Genomic DNA, 22203 nt, shown 5'->3' with positions numbered 1-22203 from the left:
GTTTTCACACACGCCGCCCGACACCGTGAGCCACGATCTCGACCGTCTGTTCGCCCAGCCCCTGCCCCGCATTCAGGACTTCGTCTTCAACGAAGACGTGGTGCGGGTGTTTCCCGACATGATCAAGCGCTCTGTGCCCGGTTACCCGACCATCGTCGAGAACATCGGCGTGATCGCCGCTCAGTTCGCACAGCCGCATACTCATCTGTATGACCTGGGCTGCTCGCTGGGCGCGGTGACCCAGGCCCTGCGTCGTCACGTGACTGCCGACAACTGCCAGGTCGTCGCCGTTGATAACTCCGCGGCAATGGTCGAGCGCTGCCGCGAATACCTCCACGGGCAGGACTCGATGTTTCAGGAACTGCTGCCGGTCGACGTCATCGAGGGCGACATCCTGGCTCTGCAGTTCCAGCCCAGCTCGCTGGTGGCGCTGAACTTCACCCTGCAGTTCATCGCACCGGAACAGCGCCCGGCCCTGCTCAGCCGCATTCGCCAGGCGCTGGTGCCCGGTGGCGCGCTGATCCTGTCGGAAAAACTGCGCTTCGAGGATGAAGACGAGCAACAGTTGCTGACCGACCTGCACATCGCCTTCAAGCGCGCCAATGGCTACAGCGAACTGGAAATCGCCCAGAAGCGCAGCGCCATCGAAAACGTGATGAAGCCCGACAGCCTGGAAACCCATCGCCAACGGCTACTGGATGCCGGCTTTTCCAAGGTCGTGCCCTGGTTCCAGTGCCTGAACTTCGCCTCGCTGATCGCCCTGCCATGAACCTCGACCTGACTCCCCTCGCCTGGCGCCTGGCCGGCACCCCGCTGGCCGCATGGGCCAACGGCGTTCAGCAGCAGCTGGACACCAAACTCGCGGTTGGTCACGGTGATCTGCCGCGCTGGCGGCGTGCCGTCGATGCGCTGCCTGCGCTGGCGCCCGTGCAGGTCGAACTGCGTGACAGCTTCCGCCTCGACGCGACCTGTGACGACGCCACGCGCCAGGCCACCCAAGATGCGCTGATGGGGCTCTCGCCATGGCGCAAGGGTCCGTTCGACGTGTTCGGCGTGCATGTCGATACCGAGTGGCGCTCGGACTGGAAGTGGGACCGGGTCGCGCCGCACCTGAATCTGGCCGGCAAACGCATCCTCGACGTCGGTTGCGGCAACGGCTACTACATGTGGCGCATGCTCGGTGCCGGCGCCGACAGCGTGATCGGGGTCGACCCGAACTGGCTGTTCTTCTGCCAGTTCCATGCGATGAAGCGCTACCTGCAGGAGCTGCCGGTCTGGCATCTGCCGTTCGCACTGGAAGAACTGCCGGCCAGGCTCGAAGGCTTCGAGACGGTGTTTTCCATGGGCGTGCTCTACCATCGCCGCTCGCCGGTCGACCATCTGCTCGACCTCAAGGACTGCCTGGTACGCGGCGGCGAACTGGTGCTAGAGACCCTGGTAGTGGAAGGTGACGAAAATACCGCACTGGTGCCGGAAGACCGCTATGCGCAGATGCGCAACGTCTGGTTCTTGCCCTCGGTGAAGGCGCTGGAATGCTGGTTGCGCCGCGCCGGCTTTGTCGACGTGCGCTGCGTGGATGTCAGCGTGACCAGCATTGAGGAACAGCGCAGCACCGACTGGATGCGCTACCAGTCGTTGCCCGACTTCCTCGACCCGCAAGACCACGGCAAAACGGTCGAAGGCCTGCCGGCCCCCATGCGCGCCGTGCTCCTCGCGCGCAAGCCCTGACAGTAGGTTGGCCGCTCAACGAGCGGCCTGGGCAGCGCTGGGGCGCTTGCGTCGCTGCGCTACCAATTGACGCAACGGTGTATTAGCCATCTCCCCGAGACGGCGCCGATCCAGATCGCGCGACGCCAGCTGCCGATCATCCAGCTTCAACAACTGCCGATACAGGCGTCGCTGCCGCCAGGCGCGAAACCAGTCATGCAGGCTGCGCTGCAGATCCAGCGGCCACATGGCCGGCATGTAGAAGTCCGGTAGCTGCGGCTCGGACTGTTGTCGTACATGGTTATCGCGTCGTTCACCAGACATGCTCACCTCCGCTTGGCTCTCGGTGGCCACGGGCTTGTGGCGCCACCGGTTGCCAACAGGATGAGCGGGCATCAGTCGTTCAAACAAACGACTAATATGAAAGCCTGTGTTCAGAAAAATTGAAGCCTTTCCTATGCACGAGCCGCTTGAGCAATCCACTATCCCTTCGACGCCCCTGCTGGAAAGCGATGTCCTGCGCACCTTTGTCGCCATTGCCGAGAGCGGCAGCTTCACCCGCGCCGCCGGACAGATCTATCGCAGCACCTCGGCGGTCAGCATGCAGATCAAGCGGCTGGAAGAGACTCTTGGGCGCTCCCTGTTCGTCCGCGAGGCGCGGCAGGTGCGCCTGACACCGGCCGGCGAGACGCTGCTCGGCTATGCCCGGCGCCTGCTCAAGCTCAACGAAGAGGCCATCGCGCACTTCCTCCAGCCAGCGCTGCAGGGGCGCGTGCGCTTCGGAACGCCGGCGGATGTCGGGACGCGCATCCTACCCGGTCTGCTGGCGTTGTTCGCCCGCAGTCATCCCGGAGTCGAAGTGGATGTGTCGGTCGCGCGCAGTATCGATATGATCGAGCGCATCGACGCAGGCGAACTGGACCTCGCCCTGGTCACCGTCGGCAATCTTGGCCAGGACGATTCGCGGGGCGAGCCGATTCATAGCGAACCGCTGGTCTGGGCCGGCCGCAGCGGTGGTGTCGCCGCGCTGCGCACGCCGCTGCCGCTGGCGCTGGCCAGCCCCGATTGCGCCTGGCGGCGACAGGCACTGGATGCCCTCGACCGCATCGGCCGCAGCTACCGAGTGGCCTACTCCAGCGAACAGACTTCGGGACAGGAGGCCGCGATGATTGCCGATCTCGCCATCGCGCCCTATCCATCAAGCCTGATTCGCCCGCCCCTGCAGCGTCTCGATGGGCAGTATGGGTTGCCACAACTGGGCGAGTATCAGATCAAGCTGCTCCGTGGCAGCAATCGCAGCGAAGCCGTTGAGGTGCTGGCCGCACATGTGATCGCCGCCTTTGTCGAATACCGCACACGACCGGCCAAGCGATTGGAGCGAAACGAGGAGATCAAATGGCACGCTGGTTGATCGTGGCGGGCGCTGCGCTGCTACTGCTCGGCATCGTCTGGCACTACTTCCCATGGCTGTTGAACTGGTTCGGTCGATTGCCCGGCGACATCCGCATCCAGTCCGAACGCAGCCGGGTGTTCATCCCGATCACCTCGATGGTGATTCTCAGCATGGTGCTGACCGTACTGATCAACCTGTTCCGCCGCTAAGGTGGAACACGGCGCCCCGCACTAGCGTGGGAGCGGGCTTGCCAGCAGATGACACCCGGCGCTATCTCACCAATCGGAGCCTGCCCGCCGCGTTTCATCGCGGCTGAAACACACCCGGTTCTTTCAGCCCCGCGCCGCCGCACTCAGGATCAGATGCTTCATTTCCTTGACCGCCTGCTTGAAGCCGACGAACAGCGCATGGGCAACGATGGCATGGCCGATATTCAGCTCGTTGACGCCTCGGATCGCCGCGATGGCTTCGGCGTTGTGGTAATGCAGGCCATGGCCGGCGTTGACGATCAGGCCGTGACTCAGACCGGCCTCGACACCGTCGCGAATGCGCGCGAGCTCGCAGGCCTGCTCGGCAACGCCGTGGGCATCGGCGTAGCGCCCGGTGTGCAACTCGATAGCCGGTGCGCCGACACGTGCGGCCGCCTCGATCTGCCGCGGGTCGGCATCAATGAACAGCGAGACTTCCGCACCGCAGCCACGTAGACGGTCGACGGCCTCACGAATGCGTGCTTCCTGCCCGAGCACGTCCAGCCCACCCTCGGTAGTCAGCTCCTGACGCGTTTCCGGGACCAGGCAGACGTGCTCCGGACACAGCTGCTCGGCGAATGCGAGCATCGCCTCGGTGACCCCCATCTCGAAGTTCATCCTCGTCTGCAGCGCGTCCTTCATCATCAGCACATCGCGTTCCTGGATATGCCGGCGATCCTCGCGCAGGTGCACGGTGATGCCATCGGCGCCGGCCTCTTCCGCATCCAGCGCAGCCTTGACCGGGTCCGGATAGCGGGTGCCGCGGGCCTGACGCAGTGTGGCGACGTGGTCGACATTGACGCCGAGCAGAATTCGATTGGCTTCAGTCACGCGGAGCCTCCTTCAGATTCATGAACAATTCGCGGCTGACCAGCGGTCGACCGCCCAGATGGGGAGCCAGGGCCTGGCGCATCAGCCGCTTGGCCGCGGCCAGCGCCCCCGGAACCTGCCAATCGGCCTCGGCCATGGCCAATAGTTCCGCGCCGTTGAACAGCCCCGGCTGAAATCCCGCGACCGGCTCCAGGCCGGCGTCGGGCAGCAGGTGATAGAGCCGCTGCGGGTCAATCGGCTGGCCGGCGATGTCCACATCGAGGGCAAAACCATAGCCCAACTCGCTGAGCAGCCGCCATTCGAAGGCACGCAGCAGCGGCTCCAGCGGCCGATGTGCGGCCAGGGCCGGCAGTGTCGCGACGTAATGATCGAACAGCGCGGGGTGCGCGTCTTCGACAGGCAGCAAGCGAATCAGCAATTCGTTGAGGTACATGCCGCTGAACAGCGCCTGGCCATCGAGCCAGTGCGCAGGGCCGGCGCTTTCGAGCCGGGCAACGGTCTTCAGCTCGGACTTGCCGCGCAGCTCGACTTCCAGCGATACGAAGGGGCGGATCAGACTGCCGGCCTTACCACGCGCGGCACGCATGACGGCACGCAGCCGGCCCTGCGGGGTGAACAGGTCGACCAGCGCGCTGCTTTCCTTGTACGGGCGACTGTGCAGAACGAACGCAGGTTGGTGCATGGCAGCCCAGAAAGTGCGCGATGCGCACCATTGATTGCGGGTCGGCGCTTACTGGTAACCCAGCGAATGCAGCGCACGCTCATCGTCGGACCAGCCACCCTTCACCTTGACCCATAGGTGCAGCATGACCTTGGAATCGAACAGCACTTCCATATCCTTGCGCGCTTCCTGGCCGATACGTTTGATGCGCTCGCCCTTGTCGCCGATGATGATCTTCTTCTGCCCGTCACGCTCGACCAGAATCAGCGCATGGATGTGCAACACGCGGCCTTCCTGCTTGAAGTCCTCGATCTCCACGGTGATCTGGTAAGGCACCTCGGCGCCAAGCTGTCGCATGATCTTCTCGCGCACCAGCTCGGCGGCGAGGAAACGACTGCTGCGATCGGTGATCTGGTCCTCCGGGAAGAAGTGCTCACTCTCGGGCAGACGATCGGCGACCAGCTTTTCCAGCGTTTCCAGGTTCTGTCCGTGCTGCGCCGAAATCGGCACGATCTCCGCGTTCGGCAGCTGCTCGGCCAGCCAGCGCAGATGCGGCAACAGCTCGGCCTTGTCCTCGACACGGTCGGTCTTGTTGACCGCAACGATCAACGGTCCGGTAACGTACTGCACCCGCTCGAGCACGGCCTGGTCTTCGTCGGTCCAGCGGGTGCGGTCGACGACGAAGATCACCACGTCGACATCCTTCAATGCCGAGGCAGCGGTGCGGTTCATGTAGCGGTTGAGCGCCGTCTCGCCATTCTTGTGCAGCCCCGGCGTGTCCACATAGACGGCCTGAACGCTGCCCTCGGTCTTGATGCCGAGCATGTTATGCCGCGTCGTCTGCGGCTTGCGCGAGGTGATCGCCAGCTTCTGGCCAAGGATGTGGTTGAGCAGCGTCGACTTGCCGACGTTCGGCCGGCCGACGATCGCCACGTAACCGCAACGGCTGACGTCCTCGGATTGCAGCTGTTCGTCAGTCATGTCCGTTCTCCACGCCCAAGGCGATCAATGCGGCTGCCGCGGCAACCTGTTCGGCAATTCGGCGGCTAGCGCCCTGCCCGTGGGTTTTCTCGTTCAGCAAAGCGACCTGACATTCGACGAAGAAGGTGCGGCAATGCGGTTCGCCTTGAATATCCACCACCTCGTAACGCGGCAGCTCACAGGCACGCGATTGCAGAAACTCCTGCAGCCGGGTCTTCGGGTCCTTGTTGGTATCGACCAGTGTCAGGCCTTGCAGCTCGTTGGCCAACCAGGCGACGACCCGCTCGCGAGCAACGTCCATGCCCGCGTCCAGATAAATGGCACCGATCAGCGCTTCGAGGGTGTCGGCCAGGATAGATTCGCGGCGGTAACCGCCGCTCTTGAGCTCACCGGAGCCCAGGCGCAAATATTCGCCGAGCTCGAATCCACGCGCCAGTACCGCCAGCGTCTCGCCCTTGACCAGACGGGCGCGCAGACGCGACAGCTGCCCCTCACGGGCTTGCGGAAAATGATTGAACAGCGCCTCACCGGCAACGAAATTGAGAATGGCGTCGCCGAGAAACTCCAGACGCTCGTTGTTGCGTCCGGCATAGCTACGATGGGTCAGGGCCAGGAGCATCAGCTCCTGATCCTTGAATTGATAACCGAGCCTGCGCTCGAGACGGGCTAACGAAGTGCTCACGGCATCCTTAGGCGATATTCTTTATCGAAGTTCGCCACCAGATCGAGATTGCGGATCAGCGGCTCGCGTTTTTCGTATTTCAGGTGCGCCCTGAATTCGTTGTTCTGGATCTCGACCTTCAGCGCTTCCTTCAGGTCGATGTTCTGGATGCCGTTTACCTGCATCCCCTTGCTGACATGACTATAGAACTCCCCGACGCTCTGAATCTCAAGCGCTTCGTCGGTTTCCACGGACTGGATGATCTTGTCCATGGACATGTAATCGAAGTAATGCGGGAACATTTTAAATCCCGTGCTGGCCACAAACGCCACGATTGCCAGGACCATGATCCAGCTCAGCATGGACAGCCCTTTTTGCGAACGCGCAAAACTCATGTCGACCTCTATGTCGTTACGATACCCACCGATCGGGGCAGGACAAATATAGCGAGCCCGGTTCGCTCAGCGACGGCCGCAATTCACAGCTTTCAGTGAATCAGGCCCACGCGGGAGAAATTCGGCAGATTGCTGAGCTTCGGATCAGGCCAGCTCATCCAGACGGCGAACGCCTTGCCGACGATGTTACGGTCCGGGACCATGCCAGCCAGCTCCGCGGGAATCGACTCGTCCTGCCAATAGCGGCTGTCATTCGAGTTATCGCGATTATCGCCCATCATGAAGTAGTGCTCAGCCGGCACGGTCCACTGGCGGCTCGGCTCGATGCGATAGCGGCCCATTTCCTTGCGAATCAGGTGCTCCATCTCGCCCAGCTTTTCCCGATACAGCACGGCGCTGCCCAAGCTGCCCGGCTCCTCGCCGACCAGTGTCTCGGCAACCGGCTGATCGTTGATGAACAGCCGACGATCGCTGCTGTAACGCACGGTGTCGCCAGGCAGGCCGACGACCCGTTTGATGTAGTTGATGCTCGGTTGATTCGGATAGCGGAACACCATGACGTCGCCACGCTTCGGGTCGCTGACTTCGATCACCTTGGTATCCACTACCGGCAGGCGGATGCCATAGGCGAACTTGTTCACCAGAATGAAATCGCCAACTTCCAACGTGGGGATCATCGAGCCGGAGGGAATCTGGAACGGCTCGACCAGGAACGAGCGCAGCACCAGCACGATGGCCAGCACCGGGAAGAACGACTTGCCGTACTCGATCAGCACCGGCTCCTTGTTCAACGCCTCAAGGGTCGATGGATCGATTTCCCCGGTGCGCCCTTCGTAGTTGGCGATCGCAGCCCGGCGGCGGGGGGCGAAGAACAACAGGTCGCTCAGCGCCAACAGGCCGCAGACAGCCACGGCGATAACCAGCAACAAAGGGAAATTGATCGACATATCAGCTGTCCACCTTCAGCACGGCGAGGAACGCCTCCTGCGGGATTTCGACGTTGCCTACCTGCTTCATGCGCTTCTTACCGGCTTTCTGCTTTTCCAGCAGCTTGCGCTTACGGCTCACATCGCCGCCGTAGCATTTGGCCAGAACGTTCTTGCGCAACGCCTTGACCGTACTGCGGGCAACGATCTGGCCGCCGATGGCCGCCTGAATCGCCACATCGAACATCTGACGCGGGATAAGCTCCTTCATCTTCTCGACTAGGATGCGGCCCTTGTAGTGGGCATTGTCGCGGTGGACGATCAGTGCCAACGCGTCGACCTTGTCGCCGTTGATGAGGATGTCCAGGCGCGTCAGATTGGCCGACTGGAAACATTCGAAGCTGTAGTCCAGCGAGGCGTAACCGCGGCTGCACGATTTCAAGCGATCGAAGAAGTCCAGCACCACCTCGCTCATCGGCAGGTCGTAACGCACCTGCACCTGACTGCCGAGGAACTGCAGGTCGCGCTGCACGCCGCGCTTCTCGATGCATAGCGTGATGACGTTGCCCAGGTGTTCCTGGGGCACGAGGATGTTGGCGCGCACGATCGGCTCGCGCATGTCCTCGACGGAGGACATGTCGGGCAGCTTCGAAGGGCTGTCGACGTAGATGGTGTCGCCGTTCTTCAACAGCAACTCGTAAACAACCGTCGGCGCGGTGGTGATCAGATCCAGGTCGTACTCGCGCTCGAGGCGCTCCTGAATGATCTCCATATGCAGCATGCCGAGGAAGCCGATACGGAAGCCGAAGCCCAACGCGTCGGAGCTTTCCGGTTCGTATTGCAACGCGGCATCGTTGAGGGTCAGCTTCTGCAGCGCTTCGCGAAAATCCTCGAAGTCATCCGAACTGACCGGGAACAGACCGGCATAGACCTGCGGCTTGACGCGTTTGAAACCGGGCAGCATTTCCACGTCCGGCGTGCTCGACAGTGTCAGCGTGTCGCCCACTGGAGCGCCGAGAATGTCCTTGATGCCGGCGATGATGAAGCCCACCTCGCCAGCCTTGAGGTCTGCCGTGGCGGTGTGCTTGGGGTTGAACACGCCGACACTGTCCACCTGGTGGACCTTGCCGGTGGATTTCACCAGCACCTTGTCGCCCTTCTTGATACGACCGTGGCGAACCCGTACCAGCGATACGACGCCCAGATAGTTGTCGAACCATGAGTCGATGATCAACGCCTGCAACGGCGCCTCGACATCGCCAGTCGGCGGCGGGATCACGGCGACCAGGCGCTCGAGCACCTCATCCACGCCCATGCCGCTCTTGGCGCTACAGGCCACCGCGTCGGTCGCATCGATGCCGATGATGTGCTCGATCTCATCCTTGACCTTGTCCGGATCGGCCTGTGGCAGGTCCATCTTGTTCAGCACCGGCATCACTTCCAGGCCCTGTTCGATCGCCGTGTAGCAGTTGGCTACCGATTGCGCCTCGACGCCTTGGCCAGCATCGACTACCAGCAGCGCACCCTCGCACGCGGCCAGCGAGCGACTGACTTCATAGGTGAAGTCGACGTGGCCGGGCGTATCGATGAAATTCAACTGGTAGGTCTTGCCATCGCGCGCAGTGTAATAAAGCGTGACGCTGTGGGCTTTGATGGTGATGCCGCGCTCGCGCTCGAGATCCATCGAATCCAGCACCTGGGCTTCCATTTCACGCTCGGTCAGACCACCACACATCTGGATAAAACGGTCTGCCAGGGTCGACTTGCCGTGATCGATATGGGCGATGATGGAAAAATTGCGGATATGACTCAGGTCACTCACAGCTCAACACTCGGAATAGTCGCGGGCCGATTGCCCGCCGAAAATAGCCGCGAAGTGTAACTGATCAACCCTTGCAGTGCCACGCACAAGCCATCCGCAGCTGATGAGCAACGCAACGGAAGTACTGATACGTATTGAAAATGAAAAAGGGCGGTAATAACCGCCCTTCCAGATTCACCAGCCAGCGTCTTATTCAGCGAGCTTGAAAGTAATGAAACTCGCACGCCCCTGACGCAGAACTCGCATCGAAACGGATCGATTCTTCGGCAATTGCTCAGCCACTCGAGCAAATGTTGCCGCCGAATTGATCGCCTGATTATTCAGATGGGTGATGACATCGCCCGGGCGCAGCCCAATCATCGCAGCCGGCCCGTTGAGAATCTCAGTGATCACCACACCGCCCGGTAAATCCAGGCTCTTCTTCTGCTCATCGGTCAGCTCAGTGACTTTAACACCCAGGCGGTTATCGCTGCGTTCCTGGCCGCCACCAGAGGCTGCCACGGCTTCGCCCTCTTCCGGCATGGCGCCGATCTTGACGTCGAGCATCTTGCGATCACCGTCGCGAACCACTTCCATTCGTGCGGTGCTGCCAGGCTTGAGTGCTCCGACCAGATGAGGCAGATCAGCAGACATGACAATCGGCTTGTCGTTGAGGCTCAGAATCACATCACCGACACGCAGACCACCGCGCGCTGCCGGACCGCCATCCATAACCTGAGCCACCAGGGCGCCCGCTGGACGCTCAAGACCAAAGGACTCAGCCAGGTCCTTGTTGACTTCCTGGATCACCACGCCAAGCCAGCCCCGACTCACCTTGCCTTCGGTTCGCAGCTGATTGGCAACATCCATTGCCACATCGATCGGAATGGCGAAGGACAGCCCCATGAAGCCACCGGAGCGCGTGAATATCTGCGAGTTGATGCCAATCACCTCACCGTCGAGGTTAAACAGCGGACCACCGGAATTGCCTGGGTTGATTGCCACGTCGGTCTGAATGAACGGCACATAGCTCTCATTGGGCAAGCTGCGGCCAGTCGCACTGACAATACCGGCGGTCACCGTATGATCGAAACCAAACGGCGAGCCAATGGCGAGCACCCACTCCCCTGCTTTCAGCTCATCAGAACGGCCAATCTTGACGGTCGGTAGTCCCTTGCCCTCGACCTTCAGCACCGCCACGTCGGAGCGCGGATCGGCACCGATAAGCTTGGCTTCCAGCTCGCTTCGATCCGGCAGACGAACGATGATTTCGTCGGCATCGGCGACCACGTGATTGTTGGTCAGGACATAACCGTCTTCGGAAATGATGAAACCCGAACCGAGCGACTGCGCTTCACGCTGCTGGCCGCGACCCGGGGCGCCCGGCATCTGCGGGATGCTGTGTTCGAAGAACTCGCGAAAAATCGGCGGCAGCCCTTCGAGTTCCGGCATCTGCGCAGTCGCACCGCGGCTCTGCACCTTCTGCTTGGTGCTGATATTGACTACCGCTGGCGAGGCACTTTCGACCAGCGGCGTGAAATCAGGCAATTCCGCCTGGGCAACGACAGCATGGCCCAGCAATGCCAGGCCCGCCACGAAGGCGAAGCAGCTGTTTCGATTGAACATGACTACAAGTCTCCCCACTGACAAAACAAGGAAGCTCAGGGACTCGCAGGCCCCGCGAGCATGGCGCGCAAAACCACTGGCTGCAGATTCGGGTCAGCTGCGGTACGGCGGCTTCGCATACGCACGAATAGCCAGGAAATGAAGAAGCCCCCGAGACCTGCCAGAATAACGATCGGCTCACGCGTCGACAGCTGAGCGGCCAGCGAAGCGGCCGCCATCAGTACGATAAGAGGGAGAAGATAGACAAGGACGGCACCGCGCAGCAACACGTCCTCGCGGATGCCCACAACGACACCGTCACCGACTTGCAGGTGGAGATCGCAGAGCGCCCTGATGAGGCCACGCTGTTCGCGAACACCGAGGGTATCCATCAAGCCTTGGCCACAGCCACTCTTCGCGGAACAGCCAGAGCAGGTAGTTTTGCGCCGAGTCTCGACCCATACAGCGCCGACATCCAGCGCGACTACCCGCCCAAGCTCTTCGATCATCGTTGTGCCTGTTCCGAACTGGCTCGCATGGACAGGGCAATCCGCTCAGCCGTACCAAGTGGAATCTCGCCCACCACGGTCACCATGACATCGCCATCCGCAGTACTGATGCGCTTAGAGACCGCGACGGTAGGCCCCATCTGGCTTCGCGCGTCCTCAACCAAGGCGCCGCGCAGCGGCTCCAGAAACACGGAAAACTTCGCTAGACCATCACCGTAGGACAACCAGGAAACAGTTTCGGAAGAGGCGGGACTAGGTCGTTCGTTGGCATCCAGTAGCGTGAAGCCGGAAGGCAACCAGTCGGAGCGCCAGGGCGATGTAGGATTCGCCTCGCGCCGGTTCACGGTCACTGGATTGCAATCGGCGCCGGGCTTCAGTTGCTCGGCAGATACACTGCCAGCCGTGAACTGGGTGAATTGGAAACGCTCGAGCAGCTGCCCTTTCTCGTTCAGCATCAGCGACTTGAGGGGCAATGCGGTATCTTGGTCGAGATGCAGTTCGAAGCCGTAACGGTGCTGATCCTTCGGCACGACAGCCAGCGCCACGGCAGGGCGGCCAGCAACTCTTGAATCCCCGATCTCACGGAATTCGTACCACTCGGAGAGTGCTTTCGGATCGAGACGCTGCCCGTGCCAGGCTTGCGCTTCACGCACTTGCGCCGCGAGGTCATCGGTAGCGCATTGCATCTGACCATTTACAAGCAGAACTTCAGCCGGAGCTCCGTCAAGCTGAAGCAATCGCTCCTGCACTTGACCTTCTTCGACCTGCTGCCACACGGCATGACTGGAAAAGCTACCATTGCGTTCGTAGACGAACGTACCGGTATAACTCTGTTTCTGCTCTGCCGCCGCAAGTCGCTCCATCCAGGACTCGGCATCAGCAGCAAGGGCCGGCATCGATAGCCAGCCCCCCATCACCACATACAGCGGTAATACGCGCATGTTTCTCCCTAACGTTCTTCCATGCTGGCCGCGCGAGCGTAAGGCAGCGCGCTCTCCGATCCATTACCAAAGGCAGCTTGCTGGGCATGCTGACGAACATATGAAGGCAGACGCTCTTCGTGCCAGCGCTCTACCGGAGCGCCATCTGCCGCTGCCTGTGCAGGCGCTTCGGTTTGCTCACTGTAACCAGCCAGAACCGCCGGCCCTTGACTGGTCTGCGGAACCGAAATACTTGGTTGCGGAGCCTGCTGCGCTAGCTGCGGACCAGCAACCTCATTCTGATTGTACAGACGTACACCGGCCAGAACAGCGACTGTAACCGAAGCAGCCACTGCCAGCCGGCCGAGGCCTTTCCATCCGTTACGTTGCGCCTTGACCGGCGCGGCTTCATCAGCCAACGCAGCCGATACCGCAGAAGCGATATCCAGGCGCGGCTCAATCAACTCCTTGTGCATGGCGGCACGGGCAAGTTGATAACGCGACCAAGTAGCACGTAGCTCCGGGTTGTCGCCTGCGAGCATGCGACGTAATTCCAACTCGTCCGCTTCGTTATCCATCACCGCGGACAGCGATTCATGCAGGGCTTCACGACTCATGGCGGTTCCTCTCTTGGCTGTCGCCGCTGTCTCAGGATTCATGCAACAAGGGTTGCAATGCTTTATCTATGGCTTCACGTGCCCGGAAGATCCGGGAACGCACTGTGCCCACCGGACACTGCATGACGCTCGCAATGTCTTCATAACTAAGACCATCAAATTCACGCAGTGTTAGAGCCGTACGCAAATCTTCTGGCAAAAGTTGAATGGTTCGATGAACGGTATCTTCAATCTCATCCCTGAGCAGCGAGCGTTCCGGTGACTCGATGTCCTTGAGAGCGTGATCGCCCTCATAAAACTCGGCGTCCTCGGAACTCACATCACTATCCGGCGGGCGTCTGCCGCGTGCCACCAGATGATTCTTCGCCGTATTGATGGCGATGCGGTACAGCCAAGTGTAGAAAGCGCTGTCACCGCGAAAATTGGCTAGTGCGCGGTAGGCTTTGATAAAAGCCTCTTGGGCAACATCCTGAGCTTCATGAGAGTCATGCACGAACCGCACGATCAACCCAAGGATCTTGTGCTGGTATTTCATTACCAGCAGATCAAACGCCCGCTTGTCACCACGCTGCACTCGTTCAACCAGCTGCTGGTCCTGCTCCTGAGTCAACATGAACGCTCCTCCTCGGTAGCGGAGTAGCGTCGCTCACACCAGCGAACCGACCTGCCAGAATAGACCCGGGCTTTACGCAAAAGTTCTCCCCCCTCCTAGCAAGCTATCCTGCAATACCTGACGGCGATTGCACCACAGCGTTGCGCCATTGCTGACGACGCCGTCCTGGTGTCCATAGCAAACTCGCACCGCCCATTCACGATGGCCAGCTGGTTTGCATTCATAACTGCCTATTGAGCCACCCCGCGAAGGAAAAGTTCCCTTCGTTAGAAGACAAACACACAGTCGCCTATTTTGGCGCTACATCCCGTCTATATACTAGGGCTCGTTTTTCCCGCCGGAATTGGACATGAACCAGGTTCTACGATACGACGTGCTGGTCATCGGCAGCGGTGCCGCCGGCTTGACCTTGGCACTCAACCTGCCGACCGATCTTCGCATCGCCGTTCTCAGCAAGGGCGATCTCTCCAACGGCTCCACCTACTGGGCCCAAGGTGGCGTCGCCGCAGTACTGGATACGACCGACACCGTAGAGTCACATGTCGCCGACACCCTCATCGCCGGAGGAGGGCTGTGCCGCGAAGACGCCGTCCGTTTCACGGTCGAGCACAGCAACGAGGCCATCCAGTGGCTGATCGAGCAAGGGGTGCCCTTCACGCGGGACAATGCCCCGGATCGCGAAGACGGCAGTTTCGAATTTCACCTGACCCGCGAGGGCGGCCATAGCCATCGGCGCATCATTCACGCAGCCGACGCCACTGGCGCAGCCATTTTCAACACGCTGCTTGGCCAGGCCAGAAAGCAGAGCAATATCGAGCTTCTACAGCAGCGCGTTGCAGTCGACCTAATCACCGAACACAAACTCGGGCTGCCGGGCAGACGCTGCCTGGGCGCCTATGTGCTCAATCGCAGCACCGGCGAGGTCGAAACCTTCCAGTCACGATTCGTCGTACTGGCTACCGGCGGCGCGGCCAAGGTTTACCTGTACACCAGCAACCCGGACAGCGCGTGCGGCGACGGCATTGCCATGGCCTGGCGAGCGGGCTGCCGCGTCGGCAATCTGGAATTCAACCAGTTCCACCCTACCTGCCTCTATCACCCGCAAGCGAAGAGCTTTCTGGTGACCGAAGCCCTGCGCGGGGAAGGTGCCTTGCTCAAGCTGCCTAACGGCGAGCGTTTCATGCCGCGCTTCGATACCAGGGAGGAACTCGCCCCACGCGATATCGTCGCACGCGCAATCGACCACGAAATGAAGCGACTGGGCATCGACTGCGTCTACCTCGATATCAGCCACAAACCTGCCGAGTTCATCAAAAGCCATTTCCCCACCGTCTACGAGCGCTGCCTGGAATACGGCATCGACATCACCAGCCAGCCGATTCCGGTGGTACCCGCAGCGCACTACACCTGCGGCGGCGTAGTCGTGGATCAGGCTGGACGCACCGACATCCCGGGCCTCTACGCCATCGGCGAGACCAGTTTCACCGGCCTGCACGGCGCGAACCGCATGGCCAGCAACTCGCTGCTCGAATGCTTCGTCTACGGCCGGGCGGCCGCTCAGGACATCCTGCGCGAACTGCCCCAAGTCACCAACGCAGCAACGTTACCTGCATGGGACGCCAGCCAGGTGACCGACTCCGACGAAGACGTGATCATCGCGCACAACTGGGACGAGTTGCGGCGCTTCATGTGGGACTACGTCGGCATCGTTCGCACCAACAAACGGCTGATGCGCGCGCAGCACCGAGTGCGCCTGCTGCTGAGCGAGATCGACGAGTTCTACAGCAACTACAAGGTCAGTCGTGACTTGCTCGAACTACGCAATCTGGCGCTGGTTGCAGACCTGATGATTCGCTCGGCCATGCTGCGCAAAGAGAGCCGAGGACTGCACTACACCCTCGACTACCCGGAGCTGCTGCCGCAGGCGGTCGACACTATTCTGGCGCCGCCCACCTACGTCGACTGAACTTGAGCCGCACCCGCAGTCGACGATGCTGCTCTCGCGGTAGTGCGTCGCGGGGCACGCAGATGCTGCCAGCTAACCGCCGGCCCGGCACGCGAAAACGCAGCACGACTATCAGTGGCAGCGCCAGGCTGTCAGGCAGCAACTGAACTGCCTGCCATCCTTGCCGCTCGCTCCACAGGTGCCAGCCCGCAGCATCGTGGCGCAGGCCAGACCAGGCATCCCGACTGGACAGTAGAATCCCGCGCGGCAACACCCACAGCGCGTGGGTCAGACAAAACAGAAGCGCTATCAGCTGCAACCATAGCGGCGCAGCCGACAGCACGATGGCGGCCAGGCCGAGCGCCTGAACCCCGAGATAGAGTGTCAACAACCAGCTGGACGGCTGCCAGCGACACTCGAATGATTGATTACTTAGGCTGGACACGATCGAGGATCATGCGAACCATGCGCCGCAGGTCCTCATCCTCGGGCTCGCCGCGCTGCATGAACCAGCCGAACATGTCCTGATCCTCGCAACTCAGCAGCTTGCGATAGCGGTGCTGATCTTCCTCATCGAGACCTGGATAGACCTCCTTGACGAAAGGCACCAGCAACACATCCAGCTCCAACATGCCGCGACGGCTTTGCCAAAACAGACGATTGAGTTCGGATTGCTCAGCCATACATCGGCTCCTTTTGAGAAGGCACGCATTATAGCGGCTGCACCGAACTCATCAGTCGCTTTTTTCGTCGAGCTGCAAACCCGTCATCACGCAACCGTTTCCGTCGGGCTGCTATGATGCCCACCCGGATTCTGACGACGACCAATCATGACCGACACTGCTTATTTTTGCGTTCTGTCGCATGAAGGCGTCCTTGCCGTACGCGGCCCGGATGCCAGCAAGTTCCTCCAGGGTCAGCTGACCTGCAACCTCAGCTACCTCACCGCCGAGACATCCAGTCTGGGCGCACGCTGCACGCCCAAGGGGCGCATGCAGTCGAGTTTCCGCATCGTGCTGGATGGCGACGGTTACCTGCTGGCGATGGCCAGTGAGCTGCTGCAACTGCAACAAGCCGATCTGAACAAGTACGCCGTATTTTCCAAGTCCCGCCTGAACGACGAGAGCGCCGACTGGTGCCGATTCGGTCTTGCGGGCGGAGACGGCTCGCTGGTCAGCCTGGGCCTGGATCTTCCGCTGACCGCCGACAGTGTGGTGCGGAGCCACGGCATGATCGCGATCCGTCTGCAGGATGGCCGCGTTGAGCTCTGGACCCCAGGCGCCGACGCCGAGCAGGTTCGCACGCGCCTGGCCGCGCAGCTTCAGGAAGCGCCGGTCAATCGCTGGCTGCTGGACCAGGTTCGCGCCGGCATCGGCCAGGTATTCGGCAGCACTCGCGAGCTGTTCATCCCGCAGATGATCAATTTGCAGGCGCTGGGCGGCGTGAGTTTCAAAAAGGGCTGCTATACCGGCCAGGAAATCGTCGCGCGCATGCAGTATCTGGGCAAACTCAAGCGCCGCCTGCAGCGGCTGTTGATCGAAGGCAGACAGGACGAGCTGCCCGCTCCGGGCGTTGAGATTTTCTCGCCGGTGCATGGCTCCAGCGTCGGTGAGGTCGTGCTAGCCGCCAGTGACACCGACCGAATCGAGCTGCTGGCCGTACTGCAGGAGGACGCCGCCGCTGACGGCCGCCTGTATCTGGGCTCCCCGGACGGATTGCCGATGAGCCTGCTCGAGCTTCCCTACAGCCTGAATGCGGACCTGGAAATTCAGCGCTAGTGCGAACCGGAGCCAGAAAGCAAATACCTGCGAGGCGCACCATGGACCACGGGCAAAGCACCCTGACCTGAAGCGCCCTAGCGACACTGACCGACACATAAAGGAATGACATGAGCACCCTTGCCGAGAAAGTCCAGCGCGATCTGACGCTCGCGATCGAGAACGATGAATTGGTTCTGCCTACCCTGCCGGAGGTGGCATTGCGCGTCCGCGAGGCGGCCGAGGACCCGGACATCAGCATTCCGGCACTGAGCAAGGTGATAGGCGCCGACGCAGCCCTCGCCGCACGCATCATCAAGGTGGTCAACAGCCCGCTGCTGCGTACCAGTCGCGAGATCGACGATCTGCAGATGGCGGTCAGCCGTCTCGGCATCAATTACACCTGCAACCTGGCCACAGGCCTGGCGATGGAGCAGATGTTCCAGGCGACCACCGATGTCGTCGATCGCAAGATGCGCGAGGTCTGGAACAAGAGCACCGAGGTCGCCGCCATCAGTCATGTGCTCTGCCGTCACTACACACGACTGATGCCTGACCAGGCGACCCTGGCCGGACTGGTCCATCAGATCGGCATATTGCCGATCCTGACCTACGCAGAAGAGCACAGCGCCCTGCTATCGGACTCGTTCAGCCTCAATCACGTCATCGACAAGATTCACCCGATGGTGGGTGAGAAAATCCTGCGCACCTGGGATTTCCCGGAGGCAATCGTGTCTGTGGCTGGTCAGTACACCGATTTCCAGCGCAATTCGGCCGCAGTCGATTATGTAGACGTGGTGCAAGTCGCCACCCTGCAGAGCTATATGGGCACCCAGCACCCTTACGCGCAGCTGGACTGGAGCGAGGTTCCCGCCTTCGCCAAGCTGGGGCTCGATCCGAGCGAACTGATGCAGGAGGACGAGGACCTGTCTGCCGCCATGGACGCAGCCATGAGCATGCTTCAGTAAGCACCGAACACCGTTCGCCCGAAAGCGAGGAACCGTCCCTATGGCACCTAGTCACAAAAAGGGACGGCAATCTCGCCGCATCGCGCCTTGTGTCTGCCTCCCGGCCAACACAAGTCAGGTGAAGAAAGGAGAACGCAATGACCAGAGCAACCAAAACAATTTTCTCGGGCGCATTCGCCTTGCTGTTCGGAGTAGCGGCTAACCTGGCGCTTGCCGCCGAAGGCGAAAACTTCGTCGACGAGGCTTCGGCCAAAGGTATTGCAGAAATCGAAACGGCGAAGATGGCCCTGGACAAGGGTACTTCGGAGGATGTGAAGCAATTCGCCCAGATGATGATCGACGACCACACCAAGGCCAATCAGGAGCTTGCGCAACTGGCTCAGGCCAAAGACCTGGAAATGTCCGACGAGGCCACGCTGATGGACAAGGCCAAAGCCATGATCCTGAAGCTGCGTGATGGCGAGAATTTCGACGAAGCCTACGCCAACAATCAGGTCGTCGCTCACGAGCAGACCATCGAGATGTATCAGGACTACGTGGAGGGTGGCGAGAACGCCGACCTGAAGCAGTTCGCTCAAAAAGCGTTGCCGAAGTTGGAAGAGCATCTCAAGCAGGCCAAGGATCTTCAGGCCAAGCACGGCGCCAAAGATTGACCAAAGCCTAGCCCGATACCGCCTGGGTGTCGGGCTAAACCTCAGCCGGAAGCTGCCAGTCGATCACCTGCATCCCCTGCTGCCTGAGAAACTGGTTGGCGCGACTGAAGTGACCGTTACCGATGAATCCGCGGTGCGCCGAGAGAGGCGAAGGATGCACCGACTTCAGCATCAGATGCCGCGTGGCGTCTATCAGTTTCGATTTGGATTGCGCATGGGCGCCCCAAAGCATGAATACCAGGTGCGGACGCCGCTCGCTGACCACCTCAATGATTCGATCGGTGAATAGCTGCCACCCCGCTTTGGCATGCGAACCGGCGACACCCTGTTCCACGGTGAGCGAAGTATTGAGCAATAGCACGCCCTGTTCTGCCCAGTGCTGCAGATAGCCATGCCGAGGGATATCAAGATTCAAGTCGCGCTTGAGTTCCTTGAAGATGTTCTGCAGTGACGGCGGTGGTGCCACGCCCGGCTGTACCGAAAAGCAAAGTCCATGGGCCTGACCGGCACCGTGGTAGGGGTCCTGCCCAAGGATCACTACCTTGACCTGATCGAGCGGCGTGGAATTGAGCGCGTTGAAGATCATCGGCCCCGGCGGAAATATCACCTTGCCCGCAGCCTTCTCTTGCCGAAGGAAAGCGCCAAGCTCAAGCATGTATGGCTTGTCGAACTCCTCGCGCAGCGCTTCTTTCCAGCCAGCCTCCAGCCTGATGCGATCGTCTTGAGTCATGAGCTGTTTCCGGATGGCGTAGCCGCCGAACCCTAGAAAACGGCTTCATTGTTGTCAACCGCAAAACGGCCAAATCACTGAGCTACCGCAAGTTCGACCCTCCCTCCTTTAGTCATAATCGCACCTGGCTCACGTACTGACGCCGGCGCCGCCTTCGAGCCGCACATAAAGAGTGACGCACACACCGGCGGCAGGGTAAAAAAGCTAACTGCCAATAAACCAATAACAAAAGCTATAACAAGGAACATGCTATGAACCGGATCACCCTTCTGGCGCTAGGGCTGGGGTTCTGTCTTACGGCCCAGGCTGCTGACCCCATCACGCTCGGCCTCAACTACCCCCGTACCGGCAGCTACAAGGAAGAAGGCCTTGCACAAATGCGCGGAGCCTTGTTGGCAATCGACGAGATCAACGAGGCGGGCGGTGTTCTGGGCCGCCCGCTACGCCTGATCAGCCGCAATACCGCATCCCGCCCCGAAAAGGCCGTTGCTAACGTCGACAAGATGGCGGATGAAGGCGTTGCCATGCTATTCGGCGGCGTATCTAGCGCAGTGGCCATTGCCGCGAGCAAGCGCGCCAAGGAGCGAGGGCTGCTGTACTTCGGCACCCTGACCTACTCCAACGACACAACCGGCAAGGATGGCCACCGCTACATGTTCCGCGAGTGCAACAACGCATGGATGAGCGCGCGGGTGCTGGGGCAGTATCTGAACGAGAAAATGCCCGGCAAGACCTACTTTTACATCACCTCCGACTACACCTGGGGCCATACCAGCGAGAGCTCGCTGCGCCAGGCGACCGGCACCGTCGACCAGAACAAGCACCAGGGGGTCAAGACAGCCTTCCCAGGCGCACGCCTGTCCGACTACCGCGCGGCGCTGGAAAAGGCAGCCAACAGCGGTGCCGAGGTCCTGGTATTGGTCCTGTTTGGCGAAGACATGGTGCGAGCCATGCGTATCGCCGACGAACTCGACTTGAACAAGAAGATGCAGATTGCGGTTCCCAACCTGACGCAGTCCATGGTCGAACTCGCCGGCCCGGACATCATGCGCGGCGTGCTCGGCACCGAGCCCTGGACCTGGCGCGTACCCGAACTCGAAGGTTCCGAACGCGGCAAGGCATTCGTGCGTGACTTCGGTGAGCGTTACCAGACGCACCCATCAAGCTCCGCGGCTTCGGCCTACAGCATCGTCTATCAGTGGGCAGATGCCGCCACTCGCGCCAAGAGCATCGGCAGTGAGCAAGTCATCGCGGCCCTGGAAAACCACAGCTACAGCCTGCTCAAGGATCAGCAGCAGTGGCGCGAGTTCGACCACCAGAACGTGCAGACCGTCTACGCCATTCAGGTAAAGCCACGCGAAGAAGTGCTCAAGGATCGCTTCAAGCAGGACTATTTCGAGATCGTCCACCGTTTATCCGGCGAGCAGGCTGCGCCGACGCTGGCCGAATGGCAGGAAGAGCGTCGCGCGGGCGGGCAGCCGGCTAGGCTACAGTGAAAGAACGATGGAGCATCTGGGACAGCACCCGGGCGCTCCATCGGGTCGTCTGACCGACCGGAACGCTGCAACCTCGCTGCATTGAAGGACTCTCAAGAGGAGCGACGTTATCGGTCGCTCGTCAGCGGAGCCCTGAAACGCACGAGGATTTCGACCATGAGCACTGCAGTAGAGCCCTACCAAGCCGGTGTCTTCGACCTGACCCACAAGCTGACCGTGGAGAAGCATGGTCACACCGCCCTCATCACGATCAACCATCCGCCTGCCAACACCTGGGACCGCGAGTCACTCATCGGGCTCAAGCAGATCATCGACCATCTGAACCACGATGACGAAATCTACGCACTGGTGATCTGCGGTCAGGGCGAGAAGTTCTTCAGCGCGGGGGCGGACCTGAAACTCTTCGCTGACGGCGATCGCATCCGAGCCCGGGAAATGGCCCGCCGCTTTGGCGAAGCCTTTGAGGCGCTGCGCGATTTCCGCGGTGTCTCCATCGCTGCAATCAACGGATTCGCCCTTGGCGGGGGCCTGGAATGCGCACTGGCCTGCGACCTGCGCATCGCCGAGCAGCAGGCGCAAATGGGCTTGCCGGAGGCATCGGTGGGCCTGCTGCCCTGTGCGGGCGGCACCCAGGCACTGGCCTGGCTGGTGGGCGAAGGCTGGGCCAAACGCATGATCCTCTGTGGCGAGCGCATCACGGCAGAAACTGCGCTGCGCATCGGACTGGTGGAGCAGGTGGTCGACCCCGGCCAGTCGCGTGGCCACGCATTGATGCTCGCATCCCGG

26 protein-coding genes are annotated in these 22203 nt (G+C 61.0%); 10 read left to right on the top strand and 16 right to left on the bottom strand.

Features of this window, described 5'->3' with window-relative positions; all coding sequences use genetic code 11:
- The first annotated feature begins 25 nt into the window (after positions 1 to 25).
- Positions 26 to 769: a carboxy-S-adenosyl-L-methionine synthase CmoA gene (cmoA, locus tag RT582_RS18705; RefSeq protein ID WP_044315214.1), complete on the top strand. Its 744-nt coding sequence runs from the start codon at positions 26 to 28 to the stop codon at positions 767 to 769.
- Positions 766 to 1728, top strand: a complete 963-nt coding sequence (gene cmoB, locus RT582_RS18700) for a tRNA 5-methoxyuridine(34)/uridine 5-oxyacetic acid(34) synthase CmoB (RefSeq protein ID WP_313479175.1) — start codon at positions 766 to 768, stop codon at positions 1726 to 1728. The genes cmoA and cmoB overlap by 4 nt, the downstream gene beginning before the upstream one ends.
- 15 nt (positions 1729 to 1743) lie before the next feature.
- Here cmoB and RT582_RS18695 read toward each other — a convergent pair whose 3' ends face one another.
- The gene (locus RT582_RS18695; protein WP_313479172.1) at positions 1744 to 2031 is read right to left on the bottom strand and encodes a hypothetical protein; all 288 of its coding nucleotides are present in this window, start codon (positions 2029 to 2031) and stop codon (positions 1744 to 1746) included.
- A gap of 133 nt (positions 2032 to 2164) precedes the next feature.
- Here RT582_RS18695 and RT582_RS18690 point away from each other — a divergent pair, with 133 nt between their 5' ends.
- The gene (locus RT582_RS18690; protein ID WP_313479169.1) at positions 2165 to 3118 is read left to right on the top strand and encodes a LysR substrate-binding domain-containing protein; all 954 of its coding nucleotides are present in this window, start codon (positions 2165 to 2167) and stop codon (positions 3116 to 3118) included.
- Positions 3103 to 3309: a DUF2905 domain-containing protein gene (locus RT582_RS18685; protein WP_313479166.1), complete on the top strand. Its 207-nt coding sequence runs from the start codon at positions 3103 to 3105 to the stop codon at positions 3307 to 3309. Before RT582_RS18690 ends, RT582_RS18685 begins: the two co-directional genes overlap by 16 nt.
- A 123-nt stretch (positions 3310 to 3432) precedes the next feature.
- On the opposite strand, the gene pdxJ is transcribed toward RT582_RS18685, so the two are convergent.
- The 12 genes from pdxJ to rpoE all read right to left on the bottom strand — a co-directional run bounded on the left by pdxJ (position 3433) and on the right by rpoE (position 13868).
- Complete coding sequence (gene pdxJ / locus RT582_RS18680; protein ID WP_278412429.1) at positions 3433 to 4179, bottom strand: pyridoxine 5'-phosphate synthase; 747 nt, start codon at positions 4177 to 4179, stop codon at positions 3433 to 3435.
- Positions 4172 to 4861, bottom strand: a complete 690-nt coding sequence (gene recO / locus RT582_RS18675) for a DNA repair protein RecO (protein ID WP_278412430.1) — start codon at positions 4859 to 4861, stop codon at positions 4172 to 4174. Before recO ends, pdxJ begins: the two co-directional genes overlap by 8 nt.
- Before the next feature lie 48 nt (positions 4862 to 4909).
- Positions 4910 to 5821 (bottom strand): GTPase Era, encoded by a 912-nt coding sequence (gene era / locus RT582_RS18670; protein WP_014819523.1) that lies wholly within the window; start codon positions 5819 to 5821, stop codon positions 4910 to 4912.
- The gene (rnc, locus tag RT582_RS18665; protein WP_003302298.1) at positions 5814 to 6503 is read right to left on the bottom strand and encodes a ribonuclease III; all 690 of its coding nucleotides are present in this window, start codon (positions 6501 to 6503) and stop codon (positions 5814 to 5816) included. Before rnc ends, era begins: the two co-directional genes overlap by 8 nt.
- The gene (locus tag RT582_RS18660; RefSeq protein WP_041014721.1) at positions 6500 to 6877 is read right to left on the bottom strand and encodes a DUF4845 domain-containing protein; all 378 of its coding nucleotides are present in this window, start codon (positions 6875 to 6877) and stop codon (positions 6500 to 6502) included. Before RT582_RS18660 ends, rnc begins: the two co-directional genes overlap by 4 nt.
- Before the next feature lie 92 nt (positions 6878 to 6969).
- The gene (gene lepB / locus RT582_RS18655) at positions 6970 to 7824 is read right to left on the bottom strand and encodes a signal peptidase I (RefSeq protein WP_003293584.1); all 855 of its coding nucleotides are present in this window, start codon (positions 7822 to 7824) and stop codon (positions 6970 to 6972) included.
- 1 nt (position 7825) lies between these two features.
- Positions 7826 to 9625, bottom strand: coding sequence for a translation elongation factor 4 (gene lepA, locus RT582_RS18650; RefSeq protein ID WP_045665403.1), 1800 nt, complete (start codon positions 9623 to 9625; stop codon positions 7826 to 7828).
- A gap of 189 nt (positions 9626 to 9814) precedes the next feature.
- Positions 9815 to 11230: a DegQ family serine endoprotease gene (locus RT582_RS18645; protein ID WP_014819520.1), complete on the bottom strand. Its 1416-nt coding sequence runs from the start codon at positions 11228 to 11230 to the stop codon at positions 9815 to 9817.
- Between the two features lie 35 nt (positions 11231 to 11265).
- A complete protein-coding gene (locus RT582_RS18640; RefSeq protein ID WP_125877338.1) occupies positions 11266 to 11718 on the bottom strand; it encodes a SoxR reducing system RseC family protein in 453 nt (150 codons plus the stop codon).
- Complete coding sequence (locus RT582_RS18635; protein ID WP_313479160.1) at positions 11715 to 12659, bottom strand: MucB/RseB C-terminal domain-containing protein; 945 nt, start codon at positions 12657 to 12659, stop codon at positions 11715 to 11717. Before RT582_RS18635 ends, RT582_RS18640 begins: the two co-directional genes overlap by 4 nt.
- 8 nt (positions 12660 to 12667) lie before the next feature.
- A complete protein-coding gene (locus RT582_RS18630) occupies positions 12668 to 13255 on the bottom strand; it encodes a sigma-E factor negative regulatory protein (RefSeq protein ID WP_014819517.1) in 588 nt (195 codons plus the stop codon).
- Between the two features lie 31 nt (positions 13256 to 13286).
- A complete protein-coding gene (gene rpoE / locus RT582_RS18625; protein WP_003282114.1) occupies positions 13287 to 13868 on the bottom strand; it encodes an RNA polymerase sigma factor RpoE in 582 nt (193 codons plus the stop codon).
- A 349-nt stretch (positions 13869 to 14217) separates the two neighbouring features.
- Between rpoE and nadB the strand changes: the two genes are divergently transcribed.
- Positions 14218 to 15834, top strand: a complete 1617-nt coding sequence (nadB, locus tag RT582_RS18620) for an L-aspartate oxidase (protein WP_278412431.1) — start codon at positions 14218 to 14220, stop codon at positions 15832 to 15834.
- Here the strand turns inward: nadB and RT582_RS18615 are convergent.
- Both RT582_RS18615 and RT582_RS18610 read right to left on the bottom strand, forming a co-directional pair.
- Complete coding sequence (locus tag RT582_RS18615) at positions 15803 to 16258, bottom strand: protein YgfX (RefSeq protein ID WP_080902107.1); 456 nt, start codon at positions 16256 to 16258, stop codon at positions 15803 to 15805. The genes nadB and RT582_RS18615 overlap by 32 nt on opposite strands.
- Complete coding sequence (locus tag RT582_RS18610; RefSeq protein WP_014819515.1) at positions 16242 to 16496, bottom strand: FAD assembly factor SdhE; 255 nt, start codon at positions 16494 to 16496, stop codon at positions 16242 to 16244. Before RT582_RS18610 ends, RT582_RS18615 begins: the two co-directional genes overlap by 17 nt.
- A gap of 147 nt (positions 16497 to 16643) precedes the next feature.
- On the opposite strand from RT582_RS18610, the gene ygfZ reads away from it, so the two are divergent.
- From ygfZ to RT582_RS18595, 3 genes are all read left to right on the top strand, one after another.
- A complete protein-coding gene (ygfZ, locus tag RT582_RS18605) occupies positions 16644 to 17591 on the top strand; it encodes a CAF17-like 4Fe-4S cluster assembly/insertion protein YgfZ (RefSeq protein ID WP_023443965.1) in 948 nt (315 codons plus the stop codon).
- Positions 17592 to 17701: 110 nt separating this feature from the next.
- Entirely contained in the window at positions 17702 to 18538 is an 837-nt protein-coding gene (locus RT582_RS18600) for an HDOD domain-containing protein (RefSeq protein ID WP_014819513.1), read from the top strand.
- 137 nt (positions 18539 to 18675) lie between these two features.
- A complete protein-coding gene (locus tag RT582_RS18595; RefSeq protein WP_104098523.1) occupies positions 18676 to 19191 on the top strand; it encodes a DUF4142 domain-containing protein in 516 nt (171 codons plus the stop codon).
- A 34-nt stretch (positions 19192 to 19225) separates the two neighbouring features.
- Here the strand turns inward: RT582_RS18595 and ung are convergent, their stop codons facing one another.
- The gene (ung, locus tag RT582_RS18590; RefSeq protein ID WP_278447472.1) at positions 19226 to 19921 is read right to left on the bottom strand and encodes a uracil-DNA glycosylase; all 696 of its coding nucleotides are present in this window, start codon (positions 19919 to 19921) and stop codon (positions 19226 to 19228) included.
- Positions 19922 to 20172: 251 nt separating this feature from the next.
- Between ung and RT582_RS18585 the strand changes: the two genes are divergently transcribed.
- The gene (locus RT582_RS18585) at positions 20173 to 21417 is read left to right on the top strand and encodes an ABC transporter substrate-binding protein (protein WP_125862270.1); all 1245 of its coding nucleotides are present in this window, start codon (positions 20173 to 20175) and stop codon (positions 21415 to 21417) included.
- A gap of 156 nt (positions 21418 to 21573) precedes the next feature.
- Positions 21574 to 22203 (top strand): enoyl-CoA hydratase (locus RT582_RS18580; protein ID WP_313479155.1); only part of this gene is annotated, 630 nt, incomplete at its 3' end.

Source organism: Stutzerimonas kunmingensis (genome assembly GCF_032106285.1).
GTDB lineage: Bacteria > Pseudomonadota > Gammaproteobacteria > Pseudomonadales > Pseudomonadaceae > Stutzerimonas > Stutzerimonas kunmingensis_B.
The sequence above is the reverse complement of the archived record's forward strand: the minus strand, read 5'-3'. Positions and strand labels throughout refer to the sequence as shown.